The sequence below is a fragment of the Sinomonas notoginsengisoli genome (assembly GCF_021554725.1).
GTDB lineage: Bacteria > Actinomycetota > Actinomycetes > Actinomycetales > Micrococcaceae > Sinomonas > Sinomonas notoginsengisoli.
Genome location: NZ_JAIZDP010000001.1, coordinates 1,113,990 through 1,137,157, shown reverse-complemented (window position 1 = coordinate 1,137,157; position 23,168 = coordinate 1,113,990). Strand labels below are relative to the sequence as shown.

The window sequence follows — 23,168 nt, the reverse complement described above, 5'->3', positions numbered from 1 at the left end:
ACCCTACTTGGCCGTCCCGAGGAGCTCCTGGATCCGGCCCACGCCCTCGGCCAGGTCGTCGTCGCCGAGCGCGTAGGAGAGGCGCACGAACCCGCTCGGGCCGAAAGCCTCGCCGGGCACAATCGCCACCTCGACCTTATCGAGGATGAGTGCCGCGAGCTCGGCGGACGTCGCAGGACGCACGCCCGCAATCTCCCTGCCGAGGACTCCGCGCACATCTGGATAGACATAGAAGGCGCCCTTGGGCGTAGGGCAGTTCACGCCCCCGATCTCGGAGAGCATCTTCACGATCGTTTGGCGCCGGCGATCGAAGGCGACCTTCATCTCCTCGACCGCGTCGAGGGGACCGGACACCGCGGCGAGGGCAGCCATCTGGGAGATGTTGGCCACGTTGGACGTTGCATGCGACTGCAGGTTCGTTGCCGCCTTGATGACATCTGCTGGGCCGATCATCCAGCCGACGCGCCAGCCGGTCATGGCGTACGTCTTCGCGACGCCGTTCAGGATCACCACGCGGTCGCCGAGCTCCGGGGTCGCGGTCGCGATCGAGGTGAACGGCACGCCGTCGTACGTGAGGTGCTCGTAGATCTCGTCCGTGACCACCCACAGGCCCTTCGACGCGGCCCACTGACCGATCTCGCGGGTCTGCTCGGGGGAGTACACGGCGCCGGTTGGGTTCGAGGGGGAGACGAAGAGCAGGACCTTGGTGCGGGGCGTGAGCGCGGCCTCAAGCTGGTCCACAGTCGCGAGGTAGTCCTGCTCGGGGCCCGCGAACACCTCGACGGGCGCCCCGCCCGCAAGGCGGATCGCCTCGGGATAGGTGGTCCAGTATGGGGTGGGGAGCAGCACCTCGTCCCCCGGGTCGAGGAGCGTTGCGAAGGTGTTGTAGACGGCCTGCTTGCCGCCGTTGGTCACTAGGACCTGGGAGGCCTCCGCCTCGTAGCCTGAGTCGCGCTGGGTCTTGGCGGCGATCGCGGCCTTGAGCTCGGGGAGGCCGCCAGCAGGGGAGTAGCGATGGAAGCGCGGCTGACGGGCCGCCTCGATCGCGGCCTCGACGATGTACTGCGGCGTGGGGAAGTCGGGCTCGCCGGCCCCGAACCCGATCACCGGCCGGCCCGCGGCCTTGAGGGCCTTGGCCTTCGCATCGACGGCCAGAGTGGCGGATTCGGCGATGGATCCGATGCGCTGGGACACGCGGGCGGAGGTCATGGGCATTCCTTCTTCTCGTCCTTCTCGTCACGTCATCTTGAGGCTGTAACTACTCTAGGCGCTGCGCGCCGTCCGGCAGACGGACCCGGAGCACCGGTTCGACGTCTGCAGAGATTGTGCGTAGACTTGATCCTCGGCGCCGGAAGCAGCGAGTGAGTCTGCCCTGCCAGTTCCCGGACAGCAACGTCCGCTGGGAACCTTGGTAAGGTAGTCCACGGCGAATCCGCCGTCAGGTGGTGAATGCACCAAAGGGCAGTGGCGCAATTGGTAGCGCAGCGGTCTCCAAAACCGCAGGTTGCAGGTTCGAGTCCTGTCTGCCCTGCGCAGGAACCAGCCCGGAGGCCTCCGGGCTTTTCCAGCACCCACAGAACGAAACCGGCGGGGGAGTCCTGCGGGCAGAACGAGTGAGCGAGGAATCGGTTGACCGAGACAGCGTCAAGCAGTTCGGGCCGCCCCAAGCAGGCCAGGAAGCTTGGCTTCTTCGGCCGGATTGCGCTCTTCTTCCGTCAGGTGGTCGGGGAGCTCCGCAAGGTGGTCACACCGACCCGTCAGGAGCTCCTGAACTACACGCTCGTGGTGCTGGGGTTCGTAGTAGTGATGATGGCGGTCGTGTTCGCCCTCGACTTCCTCTTCGGGACCGGCGTTGGCTGGGTCTTCGGCGGGACGTCCACCACCAACTAGGCCTGGGTCCGCAGACCATGGCCCGGGCCGGGAGACCGGAACCGGGACAGGGTGTGCGGATGAGCCATTTAAGTCGCAACGAGTAAGTCGTACGAGGAAAGCAGGAGACTAAGTGTCTGAGCACGAGCTCGAGGATCGCGGGAACGAGCACGAGGAGTCGGCGTTCGAGCCGGCCTTCTCCGACGCCGCCGCCCCCGCCGCGCCTGCCGTTTCCCACGACGAGGCCGGCGAGGACGTCTCTGCCGCGGAAGCCGACGAGGAGACCGTGCCTGCGGGTGACGAGGAGGCGGACGACGACGCCGCCACGGAAGCGGAGGCTGCCCCGGCGCCGGCCGAGTCTGATCAGAGCGAGGCTGCCGAGGCCGAGACCGCGGAGGCCGTGGACCCCGCCGAGGCTGCCGCCAAGGCCGCCGAGGACTTCCGCGCCAAGCTGCGCCGCCAACCGGGCGACTGGTACGTGATCCATTCCTACGCAGGCTACGAGAACCGCGTGAAGGCCAACCTCGAGACCCGCGTCCAGACGCTGGACATGGAAGACTACATCTTCGAGATCCAGGTCCCGATGGAGGAAGTCGTCGAGATCAAGAACGCCCAGCGCAAGGTGGTCAACCGGGTCCGCATCCCCGGTTACGTGCTCGTGCGCATGGACCTCACGGATGCCTCGTGGGGCGCGGTGCGCCACACCCCGGGAGTCACTGGGTTCGTGGGCAACGCGCACAACCCCGTCCCGCTGACCCTTGACGAGGTCTTCTCGATGCTTGCCCCCGTCTTCGAGGCCGAGCAGGCCGCCGAGGCGAAGGCCGCCGGCAAGCCGAGCCAGAAGGCCCAGGCTGCCCCGGTTGCAGTGGACTTCGAGGTCGGCGAGTCCGTGATCGTCAAGGAAGGGCCGTTCGAAACCCTTCCGGCGACCATCTCGGAGATCAAGCCCGAGTCGCAGACGCTCGTTGTGCTCGTCTCGATCTTCGAGCGGGAGACCCCGGTGACGCTGGCGTTCAACCAGGTCTCGAAGATCTGACGCGATCGCAGGTTTGACAACTGAAGACTTCGCCCCGAGTCCGGATGCCTTCCGGCGTCGGGGCGGCCGACTGCCTTGCCAGGGCAGTCACCACCTGGGCGGCGCTCCTGCTGCTTCAGGAACCGCAAGGAAGAAAAGGACCCTACATTGGCTCCCAAGAAGAAGGTCACCGGCCTCATCAAGCTGCAGATCCAGGCAGGCGCCGCCAACCCGGCCCCGCCGATCGGCCCTGCGCTCGGTCAGCACGGTGTCAACATCATGGAGTTCTGCAAGGCGTACAACGCCGCGACGGAATCCCAGCGTGGCAACGTCATTCCCGTCGAGATCACGGTCTACGAGGACCGTTCCTTCACCTTCATCACGAAGACCCCGCCGGCCGCTGAGCTGATCAAGAAGGCCGCGGGCGTGCAGAAGGGCTCGGCCACGCCGCACACGGTCAAGGTTGCCAAGCTCAGCGACGCCCAGGTCGAGGAGATCGCCAAGACCAAGCTCGAGGACCTCAACGCGAACGACGTCGAGGCCGCGAAGAAGATCATTGCCGGTACTGCCCGCAGCATGGGCATCACCGTCGAGGGCTAAGCCCTCTTTCAACCGAAGACAATGACGCACGGCGAGTTCCCGCCGTCGTCAGTGGCAGGGCCGAGCGCGGCCCACCATGACCACATCTGCACAAGGAGATCAAGAGCAGCATGGCAAAGCGCAGCAAGGCATACGAGGCAGCGGCCGCGAAGATCGAGACCGGGAAGCTGTACTCCCCGGCCGAGGGCGTCGCCCTGGCCAAGGAGATCAACCCCTCGAAGACGGACGCCACCGTTGAGGTCGCGTTCCGCCTCGGCGTCGACCCCCGCAAGGCGGACCAGATGGTCCGCGGCACGGTCAACCTTCCGCACGGCACGGGCAAGACCGCCCGCGTTGTGGTCTTCGCGACCGGTGACAAGGCGGCGGCAGCCGAGGCCGCCGGCGCCGACCTGGTGGGCTCGGACGATCTGATCGAGCGCATCCAGGGCGGCTGGACGGACTTCGACGCCGCAGTGGCCACCCCGGAGCTCATGGGCAAGGTGGGGCGCCTCGGCAAGATCCTCGGCCCCCGCAACCTCATGCCGAACCCCAAGACCGGCACTGTGACGCCCGATGTGGCCAAGGCAGTGACGGAGATCAAGGGCGGCAAGATCGACTTCCGCGTCGACAAGCACTCGAATCTGCATTTCATCATCGGCAGGACCTCGTTCGACGCCCGCCAGTTGGCGGAGAACTACGGGGCCGCCCTCGAGGAGGTGCTGCGCCTGAAGCCGTCAGCGTCGAAGGGCCGCTACATCACCAAGGCGACCGTGACGACGACGTTCGGCCCGGGCATTCAGGTGGACCCGAACGCGACCAAGGTCCTCATCGAGGGCTGATCCAGTCCCAGGTGTGACACAAGGGCCCCCTCCCGTACGCGGGAGGGGGCCCTCGCCCTTGTCCGGGACAGGTCCGGGACATGCGCGGGGGCGCAGCGCGGCCACTGCACGTCCTGATTAGACTGACGCCTATGGACGTCGAGCGGCTTACCCTGAGGACCTGGCGGCTCCTGGCGCCGCGCTCGGGGTCCGGCCTGCCGGGGTACAGGGCGAGTTGTACCGGAGGCTCGCATGAGCCGCGACACGACTGAATCCGCAGGGCGTGCCGAGAGCGCGGGCCGCGCCCCCCGCGAGAGGCCCGAGGCGCCGTCGGCAACTGCGGCCGAGGCGCGGGCGCTGATCGCGGCGTTCGTCGCGGCGGCCGCGGGTCTCGCCGTCGCACCGGCGGTCTTCGCGGGGCGCCGCCCGGCACTCTCCGGGGACCGGGGTGTGGGGGACGTCGCGGCTCTCGTCGCGGGTGCGGCGGCCCTCATAGCCTTCGCGGTCGCGTACCGGCGCTCGTACATGGACCCGGATCGAAGCTGGCTCGCCGAGCGCCCGTTGTGGCGCCGGGTCCTAGGGCTTGTGGCGCTCTCCTTCGCGCATGCCGCGATCGCCTTCATGGTCACGTGGGCGAGCTTCCAGATCTTCCAACGTGCCTTCACTGGGCTGACCCTCGACACGTTCGCCGCGTCGCTCCTCATTTCCGTCGCGGCGGCGCTCACCTCGTACGCCGCCCACCAGTCGGGCTCGAGGATGGACAGCTACGCGCTCTCGAACCTCCTCGCAACGTTCCTCGCCGCAGGTGTCCTGACCTCGATGGTCACGACCAGCCGGTCCAACTGGTGGGAGGTCAACTTCAGCGTCCTCGGCGCCGCCGACTACGGGGTCGCGCTCGCCTTCAACGGCACGCTCGTCACCGCGGGAGCGGTGATCGCGCTCCTGGCGGAGTACATGACCCGTGACCTCCGAGCGCTCGACATGCATCGCGCGCGGGTCGGGCGGCCGGAGGCCGCCACCCGGGAGCGCGCGCTGCTCACCTGCCTCGTGCTCATCGGTGCGTTCCTAGCGGTCACCGGCCTTGTCCCCGTGGACCTGGTCATGCCCGCGCACAACGCGATGGCGACGTCGATGACCGCTGTGTACACGCTGCTGGTGCTTCGGGCCCCGGCATGGCTGCCCGGTCTGAGCCGCACCTTCTACGCGGCCGGGTACGCGATGCTGGGGGCCGCGGTCATCTCGGTCATGCTGTGGTGGCCGTTGGGCTACTACAACATGACTGCGATGGAACTCGTGGTGGCCGCCGTAGTCCTCGCGTGGCTCGTGCTGTTCACCCGCAACGTCGCGGCTGCAGTCGAGGACGTGCGCCGCGACGGGGACTCCTCTGCGCTGCGGGAACGTTAGCCGGGGAAACCTGGCCGCGGGATACCGAAGATCGTAGCCGTTGACCGCCTAAAAACCGCATAAGCCGTGCCTAAATAGCGCACATTTGTGTGCCTTAGGTCGTGGCCTCTTCCCGGCCTGATCTGGGCATCCATAGAGTGAGGCCATGGCAGCTGGACCGATCCGACCAGGACTCGACGGCAGCGCCTCCGACGCGATGCTCGCGATGGGGCGCTTCTTCACGCGATGGGAGGAGACCGACGACGGGCGGGCGGTGTTCCGCGAGGGCGGGCGCGCGGGAGACGTGTTCTACCGCGACAGGTGGAGCCATGACAAGGTGCTCCGCTCAACCCACGGTGTGAACTGCACGGGTTCGTGCTCGTGGAAGGTGTATGTCAAGGACGGCATCATCACGTGGGAATCCCAGCAGACCGACTACCCGTCTGTGGGGCCGGACCGGCCCGAGTACGAGCCCAGGGGCTGCCCCCGTGGAGCGGCGTTCTCCTGGTATACCTACTCGCCCACGCGCGTGCGCTACCCGTACGTCCGCGGGCCGCTCCTGGAAATGTACCGAGAGGCAAAGCACCGGCTCGGCGATCCCGTAGAGGCATGGGCGGACATCGTCTCGGATCCCCAGCGGCGCCGCCGCTACCAGCAGGCCCGCGGCAAGGGCGGCCTCGTCCGCGCGAGCTGGAACGAAGCCATTGAGATCGCCGCCGCGGCGCACGTCCACACGATCAAGACCTATGGGCCGGACCGCTGCTCGGGGTTCTCGCCCATCCCGGCCATGTCGATCGTGAGCCACTGCGTCGGCACCCGCTTCATCCAGCTCATCGGCGGCGTCATGACGAGCTTCTACGACTGGTACGCCGACCTGCCGGTGGCAAGCCCGCAGGTGTTCGGGGACCAGACCGACGTCCCGGAAGCGGGTGACTGGTGGGATTCGACCTATCTCATGATGTGGGGCTCGAACGTTCCTGTGACCCGCACCCCCGGACGCGCACTGGATGACGGAGGTCCGCTACCGCGGCACCAAAGTCGTGGTGGTCAGCCCCGACTATGCGGACAACACGAAGTTCGCGGACGAGTGGATGGCACCCCAGGCGGGTACGGACGCCGCGCTCGCCATGGCCATGGGGCACGTGATCCTCAAGGAGTTTTACCTTGACCGTGAGGTCCCGTTCTTCACCGACTTCGCCAAGCGGTACACGGACCTGCCCTTCCTCATCACCCTCGTCGACTCCCAGGACGGCACTGGGCTCGTGCCCGGCAAGTTCCTCACCGCCGCGGACCTGCCCGGGCATGAAGACGAGGCCGATGCGGCGTGGAAGACCGTCCTGCTCGACGCGGGCACAGGAGAGCCTGTCGTGCCGAACGGCTCGATCGGCTTCCGCTACAACTCCGCCGACGAGGGCCGCTGGAACCTCGATCTCGGCAGCGTCGACCCGCTTCTGTCCGCGAATGACGGCGGCGGGGTCGCCCCGCCGTCGCACGTCGCCGAGGTGATGCTTCCGTGCTTCGAGGCGGCAGACGGTTCAGGGTCAGTCCTTCGTCGCGGCGTCCCCGTGCGGATGGTGGCCGGCAAGACGGTCACCACCGTATTCGACCTCATGCTCGCCCAGCACGGCGTAGCGCGTCCCGGGCTGCCGGGGGAGTGGCCCGCCGGCTATGACGACGCCTCGGTGCCCTACACGCCAGCGTGGCAGGAGGGCATCACCAACGTCCCGATGGCCCAGTGCCTGAGGGTCGCGCGGGAGTTCGCGAAGAACGCCGAGGACTCCAACGGCCGTTCGATGGTGATCATGGGTGCTGGCATCTGCCAGTGGTTCCACGGAGACGTCACCTACCGCGCGGTCCTCTCGCTCCTGCTGCTCACCGGCTCGATGGGCCGCAACGGGGGTGGCTGGGCGCATTACGTGGGCCAGGAGAAGACCCGACCGCTCACCGGTTGGGTCTCGCTCGCGAACGGTCTCGACTGGTCGCGGCCGCCGCGGACCATGACGGGGACGTCGTACTGGTACATGCACACGGGCCAGTGGCGCAACGACGGGTACTCCGCGGCGTCCCTCGCCTCTCCGCTGTCCGAGGGAAACCTCGACGGCATGCACACCGCCGACGCGATCGCGCAGTCCGCCAGGCTCGGTTGGATGCCCTTCTACCCCCAGTTCGACCGCAGCCCCCTGGACATCGCCGACGAGGCGCGTGCGGCCGTGGATACCGGCGTCGCGGAAACGGAGGCCGCCTATGTCGCAGCGCAGCTGAAGGCCGGCACACTGCACTCGGCCATCGATGACATTGACGCCCCAGAGAACTGGCCCCGCACGCTCGTGCTCTGGCACTCGAACCTCCTGGGCTCGTCCGCAAAGGGCAACGAGTACTTCCTCAAGAACCTCCTCGGCACCCACAACAACGTGATGGGCTCCGAGCTGGAGTCGCAGATGCCGCACCCGAGGGACGTGGCCTGGCGGGATGAGACGCCGGAGGGCAAGCTCGACCTGCTCATGTCGGCTGACTTCCGCATGACGTCGACGACGCTCCTCTCCGACGTCGTCTTCCCCGCGGCGACGTGGTACGAGAAGCATGATCTCTCCTCGACGGACATGCACCCATACGTCCACGCCTTCAGCCCCGCGATCGATCCGCCGTGGGAGACCAAGACGGACTTCGACATGTTCCACCTGCTCGCCCAAGAACTCTCGCGCCAGGCACGCACCCACCTCGGCACCCGGCGCGACCTCGTCACCGTCCCGCTCCAGCACGACACGCCGGGACAGATCGCCCAGCCCGGCGGCGTCGTGCGCGATTGGCGCGATCCGGAGGTGCCAGCCGTGCCCGGTGTGACGATGCCGCAGGTCGCGGTGGTCGAGCGCGACTACACGGCGATCGGTGAGAAGATCGCCGCGATCGGCCCGCTTGCCCGGGACAAGGGGTTCACCGTCAAGAACGTGACGTTCGAGCTCGGGCACACGCTCGACCGGCTGGCGGGCTTCAACGGTGTCATGTCCCATGGTGCCGCCGCGGGCCTGCCCGCGATCGACACGGATGCGAAGCTCGCCGAGGCCATCCTGGCGTTCTCCGGCACCACCAACGGCGAGCTCGCCGTGCAGGGCTTCCGCGATCTCGAGCGCCGCACAGGCCGCCGGCTGGCGGACCTTGCGGAGGGGTCCGAGGAGAAGGCGATCCGGTTCGCGGACACCCAGGCCGCCCCGGTCCCAGTCATCACCTCACCAGAGTGGTCCGGGTCCGAGACCGGCGGCCGCCGTTACGCGCCGTTCACGATCAACGTCGAGCGGCTCAAGCCCTGGCACACGCTCACCGGCCGGATGCACTTCTTCCTCGACCACGACTGGATGAGGGACCTCGGCGAGGCCCTGCCCATCTACCGGCCGCCGCTGGACATGCATCGGCTGTTCGGGGAGCCGCGGCTCGGACAGGACGGTATGGAGGTCACGGTGCGGTTCCTCACCCCGCACAGCAAGTGGTCCATCCACTCCGAGTACCAGGACAACCTCTTCATGCTCTCGCTCTCACGCGGCGGCCCCACGTGCTGGATGAGCGCCGAGGACGCAGCCGCGATCGGTGTCGAGGACAACGACTGGATCGAGTGCGTCAACGCCAACGGCGTGTTCGTCGGCCGGGCAATCGCCAGTCACCGCATGCCGGTCGGCGTCGTGTACGTGTACCACGCACAGGAGCGCACGATCGATGTGCCGAAGTCCGAGGCCACGGGCCGGCGCGGTGGCATCCACAACTCCGCCACCCGGCTCCTCGTCAAGCCGACGCACCTCATCGGTGGCTACGCGCAGCTCTCCTACGCGTTCAACTACCTCGGCCCGACAGGCAACCAGCGCGACATGGTCAGCACTATCCGCAAGCGCTCCCAGGAGGTCACCTACTGATGGGAACTCTCCGCCGCAAGCAGGGAAAGGCAGCGTCATGAGGGTCATGGCCCAAGTGGGCATGGTGATGAACCTGGACAAGTGCATCGGGTGCCACACGTGCTCAGTCACGTGCAAGCAGGCGTGGACCAACCGTGCCGGCACGGAGTACGTCTGGTTCAACAATGTCGAGACGCGGCCCGGACAGGGCTATCCGCGCAGGTACGAGGACCAGGAGCGATGGCGTGGCGGCTGGGAGCTGAACAAGCGTGGGCGCCTCCGGCTCAAGGGCGGCGGGCGCGTGAAGAAGCTGCTCGGCATCTTCGCGAGCCCCGTGCAGCCCGAGCTCGCGGACTACGACGAGCCGTGGACCTATGACTACAAGACGCTCATCGAGGCGCCCCTCGGTGACGACTTCCCGGTGGCGCGACCGAAGTCCCTCATCACCGGCGAGGACACCAAGATCACGTGGAGCGCCAACTGGGACGACGATCTGGGCGGATCCATGCAGAACGGAGAGCTGGATCCGATCGTTGCGAAGCTGCGCACCGAGTCGAACGAGAAGATTAAGTTCGAGTTCGAGCAGACGTTCATGTTCTACCTGCCGCGCATCTGCGAGCACTGCCTGAACCCCTCGTGCATGGCCTCGTGCCCCTCGGGCGCGATCTACAAGCGGGCCGAGGACGGGATCGTGCTTGTGGACCAGGACCGCTGCCGCGGCTGGCGCCAGTGCATCACCGGCTGCCCCTACAAGAAGATGTACTTCAACCACAAGAGCGGCAAGGCCGAGAAGTGCACCTTCTGCTATCCGCGCATCGAGATCGGCCTGCCCACGGTGTGCTCTGAGACGTGCGTTGGCCGTCTGCGGTACCTCGGGATCTTCCTGTACGATGCCGACGCCGTGACGGAGGCTGCCTCGACCCCCGACCCTAAGGACCTGTACCGGGCCCAGCTCGACCTACTTCTCGACCCCAACGATCCGGAGGTCATCACGGCCGCGCGCCACGAGGGGATCCCGGAGGACTGGATGGACGCGGCACGGCGGTCCCCGATCTACAAGCTGGCCAAGGTCTATCAGGTCGCCCTTCCCCTGCATCCCGAGTACCGCACCATGCCGATGGTCTGGTACATCCCCCCGCTGTCCCCGATCGTCGACCTGCTCTCGAGCCAGGGGCACGATGCTGAGGACGCGGGCACGCTGTTCGGCGCGATCGACGCGCTCCGGATCCCTTCGGAGTACCTGGCCGAGCTGTTCACCGCCGGCGACACAGCGATCATCGACGGCGTGCTGCGTCGACTCGCCGGCATGAGGGCGTACATGCGCGGAATCTCGCTCGGAACGGGGTCTGACGAGTCAATCGCAACAAACATCGGCATGGACGGGAAGACGGTTCAGGAGATGTACCGGCTCATGGCGATCGCGAAGTACGACGAGCGCTACGTCATTCCCAAGGCGCACGTGGAGCAGGCGCACAACCTCGAGGAGATGGGGTGCTCGCTCGACTTCGAGGACGGGCCGGGCATGTACCCCTCGGACGCCTTCGGCGAGGGCAGCGGCAAGCCCGTGCCGGTCGCCGTCGAGACGTTCCATGCGCTCAGGGAGCGCCAGACCACGGACGCCGAGACCCAGCCGGGCTCGCTGCGCGGCCGCGTCAACCTCCTCAACTGGGACGGCCGTGGGGCACCCGAGGGGCTGTTCCCGCCGAAGGGAGACGGCAGTGCGCGCTAGCGACTCCCATCACCTCGTCCTATACGTGGCGGCCGCGGCGCTGCTTGACTACCCGGGCCCCCGCGTCCGCGGCATGCTGCCCACGCTGCGTGCGGCGCTCGCCGAGCTGCCCGGCCCGCTGCCGCGGCTTCTCGAGGCGACGGCGGCGCAGATCGCGGACGACGACGAGGCGGTCGCCTGCCGCCGCTATGTCGACACGTTCGACCTCTCGCGCCGGCACGCCCTCCACCTGTCCTATTGGACGGACGGCGACACGCGGCGGCGTGGCGAGACGCTCGGGAGGTTCAAGCAGCGCTACCGGGACAGTGGGTGGCTCGTGAACCTCGACGGCGAGCTGCCGGACTTCCTGCCTCTCGTCCTGGAGTTCGCCGCGCGCGTCGACTTCCCAGCCGGGCGTGCGCTTCTCCAGGAGTACCGGGCCAGCCTCGAACTGCTGCGGATCGAACTGGCGGCCGATTCGCCCGTGTACGCCCCGGTCCTCGAGGCCGTCTGCGCAACACTTCCTGGCCCGTCGCCCACCAGCCGGGCAGAGGCCATGGCACTCGCCGGGCCGCCCCCCGTCGAGCAGGTAGGTCTGGAACCGTTCGATCCCCGGCTCCTGCCGCTCGCCGAGCGACGGTCCGGGTCCCGGCAGGAGTTTGCTGAAGGAGCGCGCTGATGGACGTCCTGCTCTGGGGCGTTGCCCCGTACCTCATGGTGCTGATCCTCATCGGGGGGAGCATCTGGCGCTACCGCTATGACCAGTTCGGATGGACCACCCGGTCCTCCCAGCTGTACGAGTCGCGGCTGCTGCGCATCGGATCCCCGCTCTTCCACTACGGGCTGGTTTTCGTCATCGCGGGGCACTTCGTGGGACTCGTCATCCCAAAGTCCTGGACGGAAGCGGTCGGCGTGACCGAGGGCCTCTACCACGCGCTCGCTCTCTCCGTGGGCCTGATCGCGGGAGTCTCGACGCTGGCGGGCATCGTGCTGCTCATCGTCCGGCGCCGCCGCACCGGGCCGGTGTTTATGGCCACGACCCGTAACGACAAGGCGATGTACATCTTCCTCGTCGGGGCGATCGCCCTCGGGGTGTGGACAACGCTCGTGTCAGTGGGCCAGCCGAGCTCGCACGCCTTCGACTACCGAGAGACCGTGAGCCCCTGGTTCCGGTCCCTGTTCGTGTTCCAGCCAGACGTTGCCTCCATGGCAGCGGCACCCATGGAGTTCAAGATCCACACGTTGGTGGGGATGGCACTCTTCATCCTGTGGCCGTTCACCCGGCTCGTGCATGCACTGACGGCGCCGTTCCACTACCTGTTCCGCCCCTACATCGTCTACCGCACCAGGGACGAGGGCCCGGCGCCCGGCGCCCGTGAAGTCCGGCGCGGTTGGGAGACCACCGGTACGCGCGACCGGGACCGCTGAGCAAGAGCCAGAACGCAGGAGGAGCCGTGAGCACCGCATCCGACCCGACCCACCCCGGCCCGCAGGGCCGGCCCGACCCCAGCCAGGCTCGGCCCGGAGCAGCCCGGAACCTCACGCTCGCCACCTTTGCCTCCGTCGTGGGGTTCTGGGGCTGGACCGTGATTGCGCCGCTCGGCACCCGCTACGCGCACGATCTCGGCCTCAATGCGGCACAGACGGGCGCCCTCGTTGCGATGCCCGTCCTCGTTGGCGCCGTGGGACGCGTGCCGGTGGGCGTGCTGACCGACAAGTTCGGCGGGCGGGCGCCTGCTGATCGTCATCCTCGTGGCGACGGCACCCCTCGTCCTGCTCGTGGCCCTCGCAGGCAGCCTCAAGTCCTACCCACTCCTGATCCTGTTCGGGTTCTTCCTCGGCGTCGCCGGAACGGTGTTCACCGCCGGGATCCCCTTCTCCGCCGCGTGGTACCCGAAGGCGCGGCAGGGGTTCGCTACCGGAATCTTCGGCATGGGGATGGGCGGGACCGCCCTGTCCGCCTTCCTGACTCCGCGGCTCGTCACCTCCCTCGGCTATTGGCCTACCCACATTGTGATTGCGGTCCTCCTCCTCGTCATGGCTGCCATCGTGTTCTTCTTCATGCGGGAGTCCCCGACGTGGACCCCGGTCACATCGGGCAGCTTCGGCAAGCTGATCAACGCTTCGAAGATGCCGGTCACGTGGCAGCTCTGCTTCCTGTACGGAGTCGTCTTCGGCGGGTTCGTCTCCTTCAGCACCTATCTGCCGACGTACCTGAGGGACATCTACAGTTTCGACCTCACAGCCGCAGGGACCCGCACGGCCGGGTTCGCCCTCGCGGCCGTCATCGCACGCCCCATCGGCGGCATCATCGCGGACCGTGTCGGTCCCAAACCGGTGGTGCTCGTCTCGCTCGCCGGAGTGGCAGTCCTCGCCTTCCTGGTCAACATGCAGCCGCCGCCCGAGATCCCGACGGGCCTGACGTTCCTGGCCATGGCTGCAGCTCTCGGTTTCGGCACGGGCGGCGTGTTCGCGTGGGTCGGCACGCAGGCGCCCGCGGGGACAGTCGGCGCGGTGACGGGGGTGGTAAGCGCCGCCGGGGGCCTGGGCGGCTACTTCCCGCCGCTCGTCATGGGTGCCACCTACAATGCCGAGCAGCACTCCTACGCGATCGGGCTCCTGCTCCTCGCAGCAACCGCTGTGGTGGCGCTCGTGCTCGCCGCCCTCATGGGCCGGCGCAGCGTCGAGGCGAAGGCGGAACAGGCGCGGACCTGACCGATCGGAGCATTCGGCCCGGCCAGGTGCGCGCGACGCCGGTGACCCGCACGCCGCGGGAGAGGCACCGGCGTCGTGCGTCACCGCGGCCAGCGAGGGAGCATCCCGCCGGATTTGGAGTGTCCGCGTCCGTCACGTACAGTTGGAGGACCAAAGACCGCCGGTCGATGGACTCCGTGCGCCGAAAAGCGTCGCACGCGTCCACCGAAGGTCCCCGATCAGTGGGGCGGCCTGCGCAGGTGAACTGAGCGAACGCTCGCGGCCATGAGCCCCGAACGCCACGCCCCGTGCATCTGCGCGGGGCGTTTTACGTTGCAGGGGCCGCGCCCACCGGCATCGTTCCCCGGAAGGAGGGTTATGGCAACGCCTACCAAGGTGGCAGCTGTCGCGGAGATCACCAAGGATTTCCAGGAGTCGACCGCCGCAGTCCTGACCGAATACCGCGGGCTCACCGTCGCCCAGCTCAAGCGGCTGCGTCGCTCCCTCGGCACCGAGAACAAGTTCTCGGTCGTCAAGAACTCCCTGACCGCCGTCGCTGCAAAGGAAGCCGGTGTCGACGCCTTCGACGGCCAGCTTGCCGGACCCACCGCGATCGCGTTCATCAAGGGTGACGCCGTTGCGGCTGCCAAGAGCCTTACCGACTTTGCCAAGGACAACAAGCAGCTCATCATCAAGACGGGCTTCTTCGAGGGCAAGTCGCTCGACGCTGGCGAGGTTGCCGCTCTGGCAGCCCTGGAGTCCCGCGAGCTGCAACTCGCCAAGGTTGCCGGCGTCCTCAAGGCGCCCATGGCCGCGGCCGCGCGCATTATCGACGCCCTGCGTCTCAAGCTCGAGGAGGAGGGTGGCGCTCCGGCTGCCGCCGATGCCCCCGCTGCCGAGACTGCCGAGGCGCCCGCCGCTGAGGAGGCTGCGGCTCCGGCCGAGGCCGCCGCAGCTCCCGCCGAAGAGAACTGATCTCTTCCCCCACCCAACAACTCTCGGCGCACCGCCCCACTGACGGCGGGCGCCACCCAAGCGAAAGGACGCCAACCATGGCGAAGCTCACCCAGGACGAGCTGATCGAGGCCTTCAAGGAGCTCACCATCATCGAGCTCTCCGAGTTCGTGAAGAAGTTCGAGGAGGTCTTCGAGGTCACCGCTGCTGCGGTCGCCGTCGCGGGCCCGGCCGGCGGTGCCGGCGAGGCCGCCGTCGAGGAGGAGAAGGACTCGTTCGACGTCATCCTCGAGGCCGCTGGCGACAAGAAGATCGCGGTCATCAAGGAGGTCCGCTCCCTCACGTCGCTTGGTCTCAAGGAGGCCAAGGACCTCGTCGACGGTGCTCCGAAGGCCGTCCTCGAAGGCGCCAACAAGGAGGCCGCCGAGAAGGCCAAGGAGGTCCTCGAGGCCGCTGGCGCCACGGTCACCCTCAAGTAAGCATCTGCTTCACTCGGAGCCAAAGGCTCTACTGAAGGGCCCCGCAGTCTGCATGGACTGCGGGGCCCTTCCCCGTACGGGGTGACTTCGGGCCCGTACAGGTGGCCTCGACGGTGGGGAGCAGGCTACACGACGGTGAGCGGAGCCCCGTTGACGGTCAGCGACCAGTCGACCCGCGCGAACAGTGAAGCGTCCAGGACCCCCGTGGCAGTCACGTAGTCGATGATGCGCTGGCGGATCTCCTGCTGGCTGTTGGTCAGGACGGGCGCCGTGGCCACATGCGGGAAGCTGCCGCCGCCGCTCTGCCGGTAGTTGTTAATGGCCATCGCGAACTCCTGGGCCGGGTCCAGGGCCTTGCCCGCATACGAGAGCCCCACGATGCGCTGGCCCACGGGCTTGGCCACGTCGATCGTGTAGGTGAGCGGGGCATCGAGCCCGAACACCACGTCGTAGTTGTAGTCCGGTGTCCCGTTCGGCGCGAGCGGCGTCACGGCGTTCGTGAGATCGGCGGCGGCGACGGTCGTGGACGAGACGGCCTTGTAGTACCGCGCTGACCACTCGAGGTAGTCCTTGACCTGCGCCCCGGTGACCTTGATCGACATGAGGGTGTTGTCGTAGATGTACAGGCCCGCCACATCGCGAACGGTGAGCGGACCGGCCGGGACGTCGACGGCCCGCGAGAACGCCGCGGCGATCGAGAGCACGGGCAGCCCTGCGCTGGCCGTTCCGGCAAGCTCGCCCTTGATCGTGTGCGCCTGGATGTAGTTGATCGCATCGATGGCTGGGACGTCCTCCCAGCATCCGGTCGCGGTCTTGAGCGGTGCTGTCGAGCTCCCGATCACCTGGTTGACATACGCCACGACGCGTTGGTGGGCGGCATCGACGGCACGTACGACGGCGGCGTCCGGCCCTGCGCTGTTCGCGTTGAGCAGGTGGGCGTGGGACTCCGCGACAGTCCACGTGCCGTCGACCTTGGTCAGGTCGAGGTCCATGACAGTGACCCGCATGCCCCAGTACTTTGGCTCGGAGAGGAGCACCTGCTTCTTGGTGGCCTGGTTCTCCACCCAGCGCTCGGGGATCTCGGCGTGGGCGTGCCCCACGAGGATCGCGTCGATCCCGGGCACTTCCTCTGCGAGCTGCTGGGACGCGTTCTCGGCGAAGGGGAGGGCGTTGCCATACGAGGACCCGGGAGTCATGCCGGAGTGGCACGAGACCACTACGATGTCGGCTCCCGCGGCGCGCACCTGCGGGATGACGGTTTTGGCTTCCTCGACGATGCCGTTGAAGTCGAGCCTGCCCTCCACATTGGCTCGGTCCCAGATCGCGCAGCCCGGGGTGACGAACCCGACCATGCCCACCCGGACCACGCCGTTGGTGGTCTTGACCTTCTTGATCACGAAGGGCTTGAAGGCGTGGGCACCGGTCGCGTGGTCGTGGACGTTGGCGCCGAGGAGCGGGAAGGCGAGCTGGGATTCCCACGAGCGCAGGAGGGGGATGCCGTAGTTGAACTCGTGGTTGCCGAGGGCCACGGCGTCGTATCCGACTTCGTTCATGGCCGCGGCCATGGGGTGGATGACGCCGTCCATGGCAGGGCTGATCTTCGCGAAATAGTAGGCGAGGGGCGTGCCCTGGATCGTGTCGCCGGCGTCAAGGGTGACGGTGTTCTCGATGCCCCGCTCCTCGCGGACTGCGCGGATGAGTGTTGCCGCCTGGGCGAGGCCGATCTGGTTGCCTGGCCTGTCCGAGTAGGGCTGGTTCTTGAAGTAGTTCCAGTTGAGGACGTTCGAGTGCAGGTCCGCCGTGCCGATCACGGTGAGTCGGAAGGCCTTGCCGCTGCTCGCCTCCGCGGGCAGGGCACCGAGGGCCATGGTGCCGCCGACGAAGGCGCCGGCGAGGACCGACCGTCGGGAGAGGGAATGGTTCAGGGGGTTGCTCACAGGTCTCCTCAGATCGCGCGGCCGCGGTGCGAGCTGCACCGCGGCACGCGCCAGACTAGGAGCCGTGCCTGTCCAGGACCTCCTCGACACGCCCTCTGAAAGAAGCCGTTCACGAGCTCTTCGTGTGCACGTCAGCCGGAGGACTCACACGGGTTCGCTGATGTCCCCAATGGTTGCTCCGAGTGCTGCGAAAAGCTCGCCGGCGTCGACGAACGCGCTGAGCCCGTGTGCCCCGGCACCGAGCGAGATGCGTCCCGAGATCGACTCGTCGGCCCATACCGGCCACGGCGTCGTGGACCCGAGCGGAGTGATCGTCCCGCGCTCGTAGCCGGTCGCCGCGAGGGCGACGTCGGCGGGCGGAAGCGAGAGCCGGTTGACGCCCAGTAGGGCCCGCAGCTTGGGCCACGAGATCTGGCGGTCGCCGGGGACGAGTGCGAACACGAACGAGCCGTCGGGCCGCTTCACCACGAGGGACTTCACGATCTCGCGCGGCTCGATCCCGAGGTTCGCAGCAGCCTCCTCGAGGCTTCGGGCCCGGCCGCGCTCTGCGACCTCGACGTTCACGCCGCGGGCAGCGGCGTCCGCGAGGAACCGCTCATGGCCGCTCGCCGCGTTCCCCTCGGCGGCGGGCGACGCCGCACCGTCGCCTTCCCCGGGACGGGGCGCCGCGCCGTCGTTCGTCACCACAGCCGGCTCAGTCGCGGTAGAGCAGGAGGGCCTCGCCCTGCCCGCCGCCGCCGCACAGTGAAACAGCGGCCCGGCCGGAGCCACGGCGCGCGAGCTCGTGGGCTGCGTGCCCTGCGAGCCGCGCTCCGGAGGCGCCGATCGGATGGCCCAGGGCAATGGCGCCCCCGTGGATGTTGCACTTCTCGAGCGGATAGTCGAGGTCCTTGAGCGACTGGACGGCCACCGAGCCGAACGCCTCATTGATCTCGATGAAGTCGAGGTCCGCGGTGGTCCAGCCGGCGCGCGAGAGGGCCTGCTGGATCGCGTGCGAGGGCTGGGAGTGGAGCGAATTGTCCGGGCCGGCCACCTGCCCCGGCCTGCCCACCACCGCGAGCCAGGACAGCCCATGCTCCTCGGCATACGCGCGGGAGGTGACCACCAGGGCTGCGGCGCCGTCGGAGAGGGGAGAGGAGTTGCCGGCAGTGATCGTCCCGTCCGTGGCGAACGCGGGCCGCAGCGGGGCAAGAGTCTCGAGCGAGGTGTTCGCGCGGACTCCCTCGTCCTCGGTCAGGGTGATCGGATCCCCCTTGCGCTGCTTCACCTGGATCGGTGCGATCTCGCCCTCGAACGCGCCTTCCTTCTGGGCGATCGCGGCGCGGACGTGCGAGGCTGCGGCGACCTCGTCCTGGGCCTTCCGGCCGATGCCGAGGGTGAGGTTCTTCGACTCGGTGGACAGCCCCATGGACTGCCCGTCGAACGCGTCGGTCAGGCCATCGTGGGCCGCCACGTCGAGCGCGGCGACCGTTCCGTACGTCCAGCCCTGGCGTGACCCGGGGAGCACGTGCGGGGCCCTTGACATGGACTCCTGCCCACCGGCGACCACCACGGTTGCGTCCCCCGCGCGGATCATCCGGGCGGCGTCGATCACGGCGGTCAGGCCGGAGAGGCAGACCTTGTTGATGGTCACGCAGGGAACATCCCAGCCCACGCCCGCGGCGATAGCGCTCTGGCGCGCGGGGTTCTGCCCTGCGCCGGCCTGGAGGACCTGGCCCATGATCACGGCGTCCACGGCGTCAGCGCCAACGCCGGACTGCTCGATCGCAGCCGTGATCGCGTGCGTCCCGAGATCGACGGCCGTGAACGAGACCAGCTGCCCGTTGAGCCGTCCCAGCGGGGTCCGCGCGGCGGACAGGATGACAACGTCGTTGTTGCTCACAGTGCTCTCCTTCGTGCTCCTGCCATACTCCTGTCCAACAGGCTACAACCCACCCGGCCGAATGGCTCTGGGGCCGCGGGTGTACAGTGTTGCCGACTGAGCCGGGCACCGGGTGCCGTGACGTCGACAAGGAGGTCGACGAGGACGTGGACAACGACGTCGACAAGGAGGTCGACCAGAAGGCCCGCGGGGACGTGGGGCCCGAAGTGGTACTTGACCCGAGGCCCAGTGTGCGGTAGACACGCGCGCCCTTCTGCGGTATGGTGATTCTTTGCGTTCTCCCTTTTAACGGTCGTTGACTCGACACTGGTTGACCGGTGGTGCCTTCATATAGCGGTGGGCTCTCGGGACGGCAGGCTGCCTTCACTGAACATCTTCGGTGGGCCATGCCTCGTCGGGGGAGTGCGGACAATCCTTAAGGTCTGTGGAAGGATCCCTCTTGGTCGCCTCGAGCACCTCTGAAACCCAAACCGCTACCACCGACGGCGCGAGCCGACGGCTTTCATTCGCCAAGATTCACGAACCACTGGACGTTCCGAATCTCCTCGCCCTCCAGACCGAGAGCTTCGACTGGCTCGTCGGCAACGAGCGCTGGCAGGCCCGCGTGGCCAAGGCCCAAGCCGAGGGCGACGACAGCGTGGCGAGCACCTCCGGCCTCTCGGACATCTTCGAGGAGATCTCCCCGATCGAGGACTTCCAGGGAACCATGTCCCTGAGCTTCTCCGAGCCCGAGTTCGCCGATCCGAAGTTCACCATGGCGGAGTGCAAGGACCGCGACGCCACGTACTCGGCGCCGCTGTACGTCAAGGCCGAGTTCATGAACAACAACACGGGCGAGATCAAGCAGCAGACCGTGTTCATGGGCGATTTCCCGCTCATGACCGACAAGGGCACGTTCGTGGTCAACGGCACCGAACGCGTTGTCGTCTCGCAGCTCGTCCGCTCCCCGGGAGCGTACTTCGAGCGCACCGCGGACAAGACGAGCGACAAGGACATCTTCACCGCGAAGATCATCCCGTCCCGCGGTGCCTGGTTCGAGCTCGAGATCGACAAGCGCGACCAGGTCGGCGTCCGCCTCGACCGCAAGCGCAAGCAGTCCGTCACCGTGCTCCTGAAGGCGCTCGGGTGGACCGAGGGCCAGATCCTCGAGGAGTTCGGCGGGTATGACTCCATTCGTGCCACGCTCGAGAAGGACACGACAGAGACCCGCGAGGACGCCCTCCTCGACATCTACCGCAAGCTCCGCCCGGGCGAGCCGCCGACGGTCGATGCCGCTCAGGCCCTCCTGGACAACCTGTACTTCAACGCCAAGCGCTACGACCTGGCCAAGGTCGGCCGCTACAAGGTCAACCGCAAGCTCGGTGTCGACCGCCCGCTCTCGGATCCCGAGGCCTCGATCCTCCACATCGAGGACATCGTCGCCATGATCAAGTTCCTCGTCGCGCTGCACGCCGGCGAGACGTCGATCAAGGGCACCCGCGACGGCGAGGAGGTCGACATCCGGGTGGAGGTCGACGACATCGACCACTTCGGCAACCGCCGCATCCGTGCGGTCGGCGAGCTCATCGAGAACCAGGTCCGCACGGGGCTGTCCCGCATGGAGCGCGTGGTGCGCGAGCGCATGACGACGCAGGACGTCGAGGCGATCACGCCCCAAACCCTGATCAACATCCGGCCCGTGGTCGCTGCGATCAAGGAGTTCTTCGGAACGTCCCAGCTCTCGCAGTTCATGGACCAGAACAACCCGCTCTCTGGCCTGACCCACAAGCGCCGCCTCTCGGCGCTCGGCCCCGGTGGCCTCTCCCGCGACCGCGCCGGCATGGAAGTCCGTGACGTCCACCCGTCGCACTACGGCCGCATGTGCCCCATCGAGACCCCTGAAGGCCCGAACATCGGTCTCATCGGTTCGCTCGCCTCCTACGGGCGCATCAACCCGTTCGGCTTCATCGAGACTCCGTACCGCAAGGTGAGCAACGGCGTCGTGTCCGACGCGGTCGACTACCTGACGGCGGACGACGAGGCCGAGGTCCAGATCGCCCAGGCCAACTCCCCGCTCAACGAGGACGGCTCCTTCGCCGAGGAGATGGTCCTGGTCCGTCAGCGCGGCGGCGGCGGCGAGCCCACGCTTGTCCCGGCCGACGAGGTCGAGTACATGGACGTCTCCCCACGCCAGATGGTGTCCGTGGCGACTGCCCTCATCCCGTTCCTCGAGCATGACGACGCCAACCGCGCCCTCATGGGCGCGAACATGCAGCGCCAGGCCGTGCCGCTCGTGCGCTCCGAGGCGCCGTTCGTGGGCACCGGCATGGAGCGTGCCGCCGCGGTGGACGCCGGCGACGTCGTCGTGGCCAAGAAGGCGGGTGTCGTCACCGAGGTGTCCGCAGACCTCGTCGTCATGCTCAACGACGACGGCACCGAGACGAACTACCGTATCGGCAAGTTCGCCCGCTCGAACCAGGGGAACTGCTACAACCACCGCGTCCTCGTGAACGAGGGCGACCGCCTCGAGCTCGGCGGCATCATCGCCGACGGCCCCGCCACAGACCAGGGCGAGCTCGCGCTCGGGCGCAACCTGCTCGTGGCGTTCATGTCGTGGGAAGGGCACAACTTCGAGGACGCGATCATCCTCAGCCAGCGCCTTGTGGCCGAGGACGTCCTGTCCTCGATCCACATCGAGGAGCACGAGATCGACGCCCGCGACACCAAGCTGGGCGCGGAGGAGATCACCCGCGACATCCCCAACGTGTCCGAGGAGGTTCTCGCGCAGCTCGATGAGCGCGGCATCATCCACATCGGCGCCGAGGTCGAGGCAGGGGACATTCTCGTCGGCAAGGTCACCCCGAAGGGTGAGACCGAGCTCACTCCCGAGGAGCGCCTCCTGCGCGCGATCTTCGGCGAGAAGTCCCGCGAGGTCCGCGACACGTCCCTCAAGGTCCCGCACGGCGAGTCCGGCACAGTGATCGGCGTGCGCGTGTTCGACCGCGACAACGACGACGACCTGCCCCCGGGCGTCAACCAGCTCGTCCGCGTCTACGTGGCCGCCAAGCGCAAGATCACGGACGGCGACAAGCTCGCCGGCCGCCACGGCAACAAGGGCGTCATCTCCAAGATCCTCCCGGTCGAGGACATGCCGTTCCTGCCCGACGGGACCCCGGTCGACGTCGTCCTCAACCCGCTCGGTGTCCCGGGCCGCATGAACGTGGGCCAGGTCCTCGAGCTGCACCTCGGCTGGATCGCCAAGACCGGCTGGAAGGTCGAGGGCGAGCCCGAGTGGATCCAGGGCCTGCCGAACATGCCCCGCGAGACGAGCCCCAACCAGAACCTGGCCACGCCGGTGTTCGACGGTGCCCGCGAGGAGGAGATCTCGGGTCTCCTCGAGTCGACGAACGTCACGCGTGACGGCCAGCGCCTCATCGGCTCCTCCGGCAAGGCACAGCTGTTCGACGGCCGCTCCGGCGAGCCGTTCCCGGATCCGGTGTCGGTCGGCTACATGTACATCCTGAAGCTGCACCACCTCGTGGACGACAAGATCCACGCCCGCTCCACCGGCCCGTACTCGATGATCACCCAGCAGCCGCTCGGTGGTAAGGCGCAGTTCGGCGGCCAGCGCTTCGGCGAGATGGAGGTGTGGGCGCTCGAGGCCTACGGCGCGGCCTACACGCTCCAGGAGCTGCTCACGATCAAGTCGGACGACATCCACGGGCGCGTCAAGGTCTACGAGGCGATCGTGAAGGGCGAGAACATCCCCGAGCCGGGCGTTCCCGAGTCCTTCAAGGTCCTCATCAAGGAAATGCAGTCGCTGTGCCTGAACGTGGAGGTCCTCTCCGCCGATGGCACTGCGATCGAGATGCGCGACGCCGACGATGCAGTCTTCACTGCTGCGGAGGAACTGGGCATCGACCTCTCCCGCGACGAGCCCAGCTCCGTCGAAGAGGTCTGATCCCTCCGCCGCCACCGGCAGCAGCAAAGACT

The 23,168-nt window shown here is 67.7% G+C and carries 16 protein-coding genes, 1 tRNA gene and 2 pseudogenes; 15 read left to right on the top strand and 4 right to left on the bottom strand.

The genetic code is table 11. From position 1 onward, the window contains the following. Positions 1 to 3: 3 nt before the first annotated feature. A complete protein-coding gene (locus LF262_RS05325; protein ID WP_235779175.1) occupies positions 4 to 1,209 on the bottom strand; it encodes a pyridoxal phosphate-dependent aminotransferase in 1,206 nt (401 codons plus the stop codon). Positions 1,210 to 1,458: 249 nt separating this feature from the next. On the opposite strand from LF262_RS05325, the gene LF262_RS05320 reads away from it, so the two are divergent. The 13 genes and pseudogenes from LF262_RS05320 (at position 1,459) to rplL (ending at position 15,377) form a co-directional block, all read left to right on the top strand. Then, positions 1,459 to 1,531: transfer RNA gene (locus LF262_RS05320), tRNA-Trp, on the top strand. Positions 1,532 to 1,629: 98 nt separating this feature from the next. After that, positions 1,630 to 1,890 (top strand): preprotein translocase subunit SecE, encoded by a 261-nt coding sequence (gene secE / locus LF262_RS05315; RefSeq protein ID WP_235779174.1) that lies wholly within the window; start codon positions 1,630 to 1,632, stop codon positions 1,888 to 1,890. A 112-nt stretch (positions 1,891 to 2,002) separates the two neighbouring features. Further along, a complete protein-coding gene (gene nusG / locus LF262_RS05310; RefSeq protein ID WP_372462721.1) occupies positions 2,003 to 2,905 on the top strand; it encodes a transcription termination/antitermination protein NusG in 903 nt (300 codons plus the stop codon). A gap of 147 nt (positions 2,906 to 3,052) precedes the next feature. After that, on the top strand, positions 3,053 to 3,484 hold the full coding sequence (rplK, locus tag LF262_RS05305; RefSeq protein ID WP_066499596.1) for a 50S ribosomal protein L11: 432 nt from the start codon (positions 3,053 to 3,055) through the stop codon (positions 3,482 to 3,484). 110 nt (positions 3,485 to 3,594) lie between these two features. Further along, on the top strand, positions 3,595 to 4,302 hold the full coding sequence (rplA, locus tag LF262_RS05300; RefSeq protein ID WP_235779173.1) for a 50S ribosomal protein L1: 708 nt from the start codon (positions 3,595 to 3,597) through the stop codon (positions 4,300 to 4,302). 231 nt (positions 4,303 to 4,533) lie between these two features. Beyond that, the gene (locus LF262_RS05295) at positions 4,534 to 5,685 is read left to right on the top strand and encodes a hypothetical protein (protein WP_235779172.1); all 1,152 of its coding nucleotides are present in this window, start codon (positions 4,534 to 4,536) and stop codon (positions 5,683 to 5,685) included. A 145-nt stretch (positions 5,686 to 5,830) separates the two neighbouring features. Then, a pseudogene (locus tag LF262_RS05290) lies at positions 5,831 to 9,563 on the top strand (nitrate reductase subunit alpha). Positions 9,564 to 9,600: 37 nt separating this feature from the next. Then, entirely contained in the window at positions 9,601 to 11,271 is a 1,671-nt protein-coding gene (gene narH / locus LF262_RS05285; RefSeq protein ID WP_235779171.1) for a nitrate reductase subunit beta, read from the top strand. Further along, on the top strand, positions 11,261 to 11,929 hold the full coding sequence (narJ, locus tag LF262_RS05280; protein ID WP_235779170.1) for a nitrate reductase molybdenum cofactor assembly chaperone: 669 nt from the start codon (positions 11,261 to 11,263) through the stop codon (positions 11,927 to 11,929). The genes narH and narJ overlap by 11 nt, the downstream gene beginning before the upstream one ends. Next, positions 11,929 to 12,678, top strand: a complete 750-nt coding sequence (gene narI / locus LF262_RS05275; RefSeq protein WP_235779169.1) for a respiratory nitrate reductase subunit gamma — start codon at positions 11,929 to 11,931, stop codon at positions 12,676 to 12,678. The genes narJ and narI overlap by 1 nt, the downstream gene beginning before the upstream one ends. 137 nt (positions 12,679 to 12,815) lie before the next feature. Continuing rightward, positions 12,816 to 13,965 (top strand): annotated as a pseudogene (locus tag LF262_RS05270) (MFS transporter). 357 nt (positions 13,966 to 14,322) lie between these two features. Next, a complete protein-coding gene (rplJ, locus tag LF262_RS05265; RefSeq protein ID WP_235779168.1) occupies positions 14,323 to 14,919 on the top strand; it encodes a 50S ribosomal protein L10 in 597 nt (198 codons plus the stop codon). A 77-nt stretch (positions 14,920 to 14,996) separates the two neighbouring features. Continuing rightward, entirely contained in the window at positions 14,997 to 15,377 is a 381-nt protein-coding gene (rplL, locus tag LF262_RS05260; protein WP_189693016.1) for a 50S ribosomal protein L7/L12, read from the top strand. 125 nt (positions 15,378 to 15,502) lie between these two features. Here the strand turns inward: rplL and LF262_RS05255 are convergent, their stop codons facing one another. The 3 genes from LF262_RS05255 to LF262_RS05245 form a co-directional block, all read right to left on the bottom strand. Further along, positions 15,503 to 17,245: a bifunctional metallophosphatase/5'-nucleotidase gene (locus LF262_RS05255; RefSeq protein WP_504968492.1), complete on the bottom strand. Its 1,743-nt coding sequence runs from the start codon at positions 17,243 to 17,245 to the stop codon at positions 15,503 to 15,505. Positions 17,246 to 17,458: 213 nt separating this feature from the next. Continuing rightward, positions 17,459 to 17,878, bottom strand: a complete 420-nt coding sequence (locus LF262_RS05250) for an aminoacyl-tRNA deacylase (RefSeq protein ID WP_235779314.1) — start codon at positions 17,876 to 17,878, stop codon at positions 17,459 to 17,461. 130 nt (positions 17,879 to 18,008) lie between these two features. Next, positions 18,009 to 19,196, bottom strand: coding sequence for an acetyl-CoA C-acetyltransferase (locus LF262_RS05245; protein WP_235779166.1), 1,188 nt, complete (start codon positions 19,194 to 19,196; stop codon positions 18,009 to 18,011). Positions 19,197 to 19,285: 89 nt separating this feature from the next. Here LF262_RS05245 and LF262_RS05240 point away from each other — a divergent pair, with 89 nt between their 5' ends. Continuing rightward, on the top strand, positions 19,286 to 19,435 hold the full coding sequence (locus tag LF262_RS05240) for a hypothetical protein (protein WP_235779165.1): 150 nt from the start codon (positions 19,286 to 19,288) through the stop codon (positions 19,433 to 19,435). A 200-nt stretch (positions 19,436 to 19,635) separates the two neighbouring features. Continuing rightward, complete coding sequence (gene rpoB, locus LF262_RS05235; RefSeq protein ID WP_235779164.1) at positions 19,636 to 23,136, top strand: DNA-directed RNA polymerase subunit beta; 3,501 nt, start codon at positions 19,636 to 19,638, stop codon at positions 23,134 to 23,136. Positions 23,137 to 23,168 lie beyond the last annotated feature (32 nt).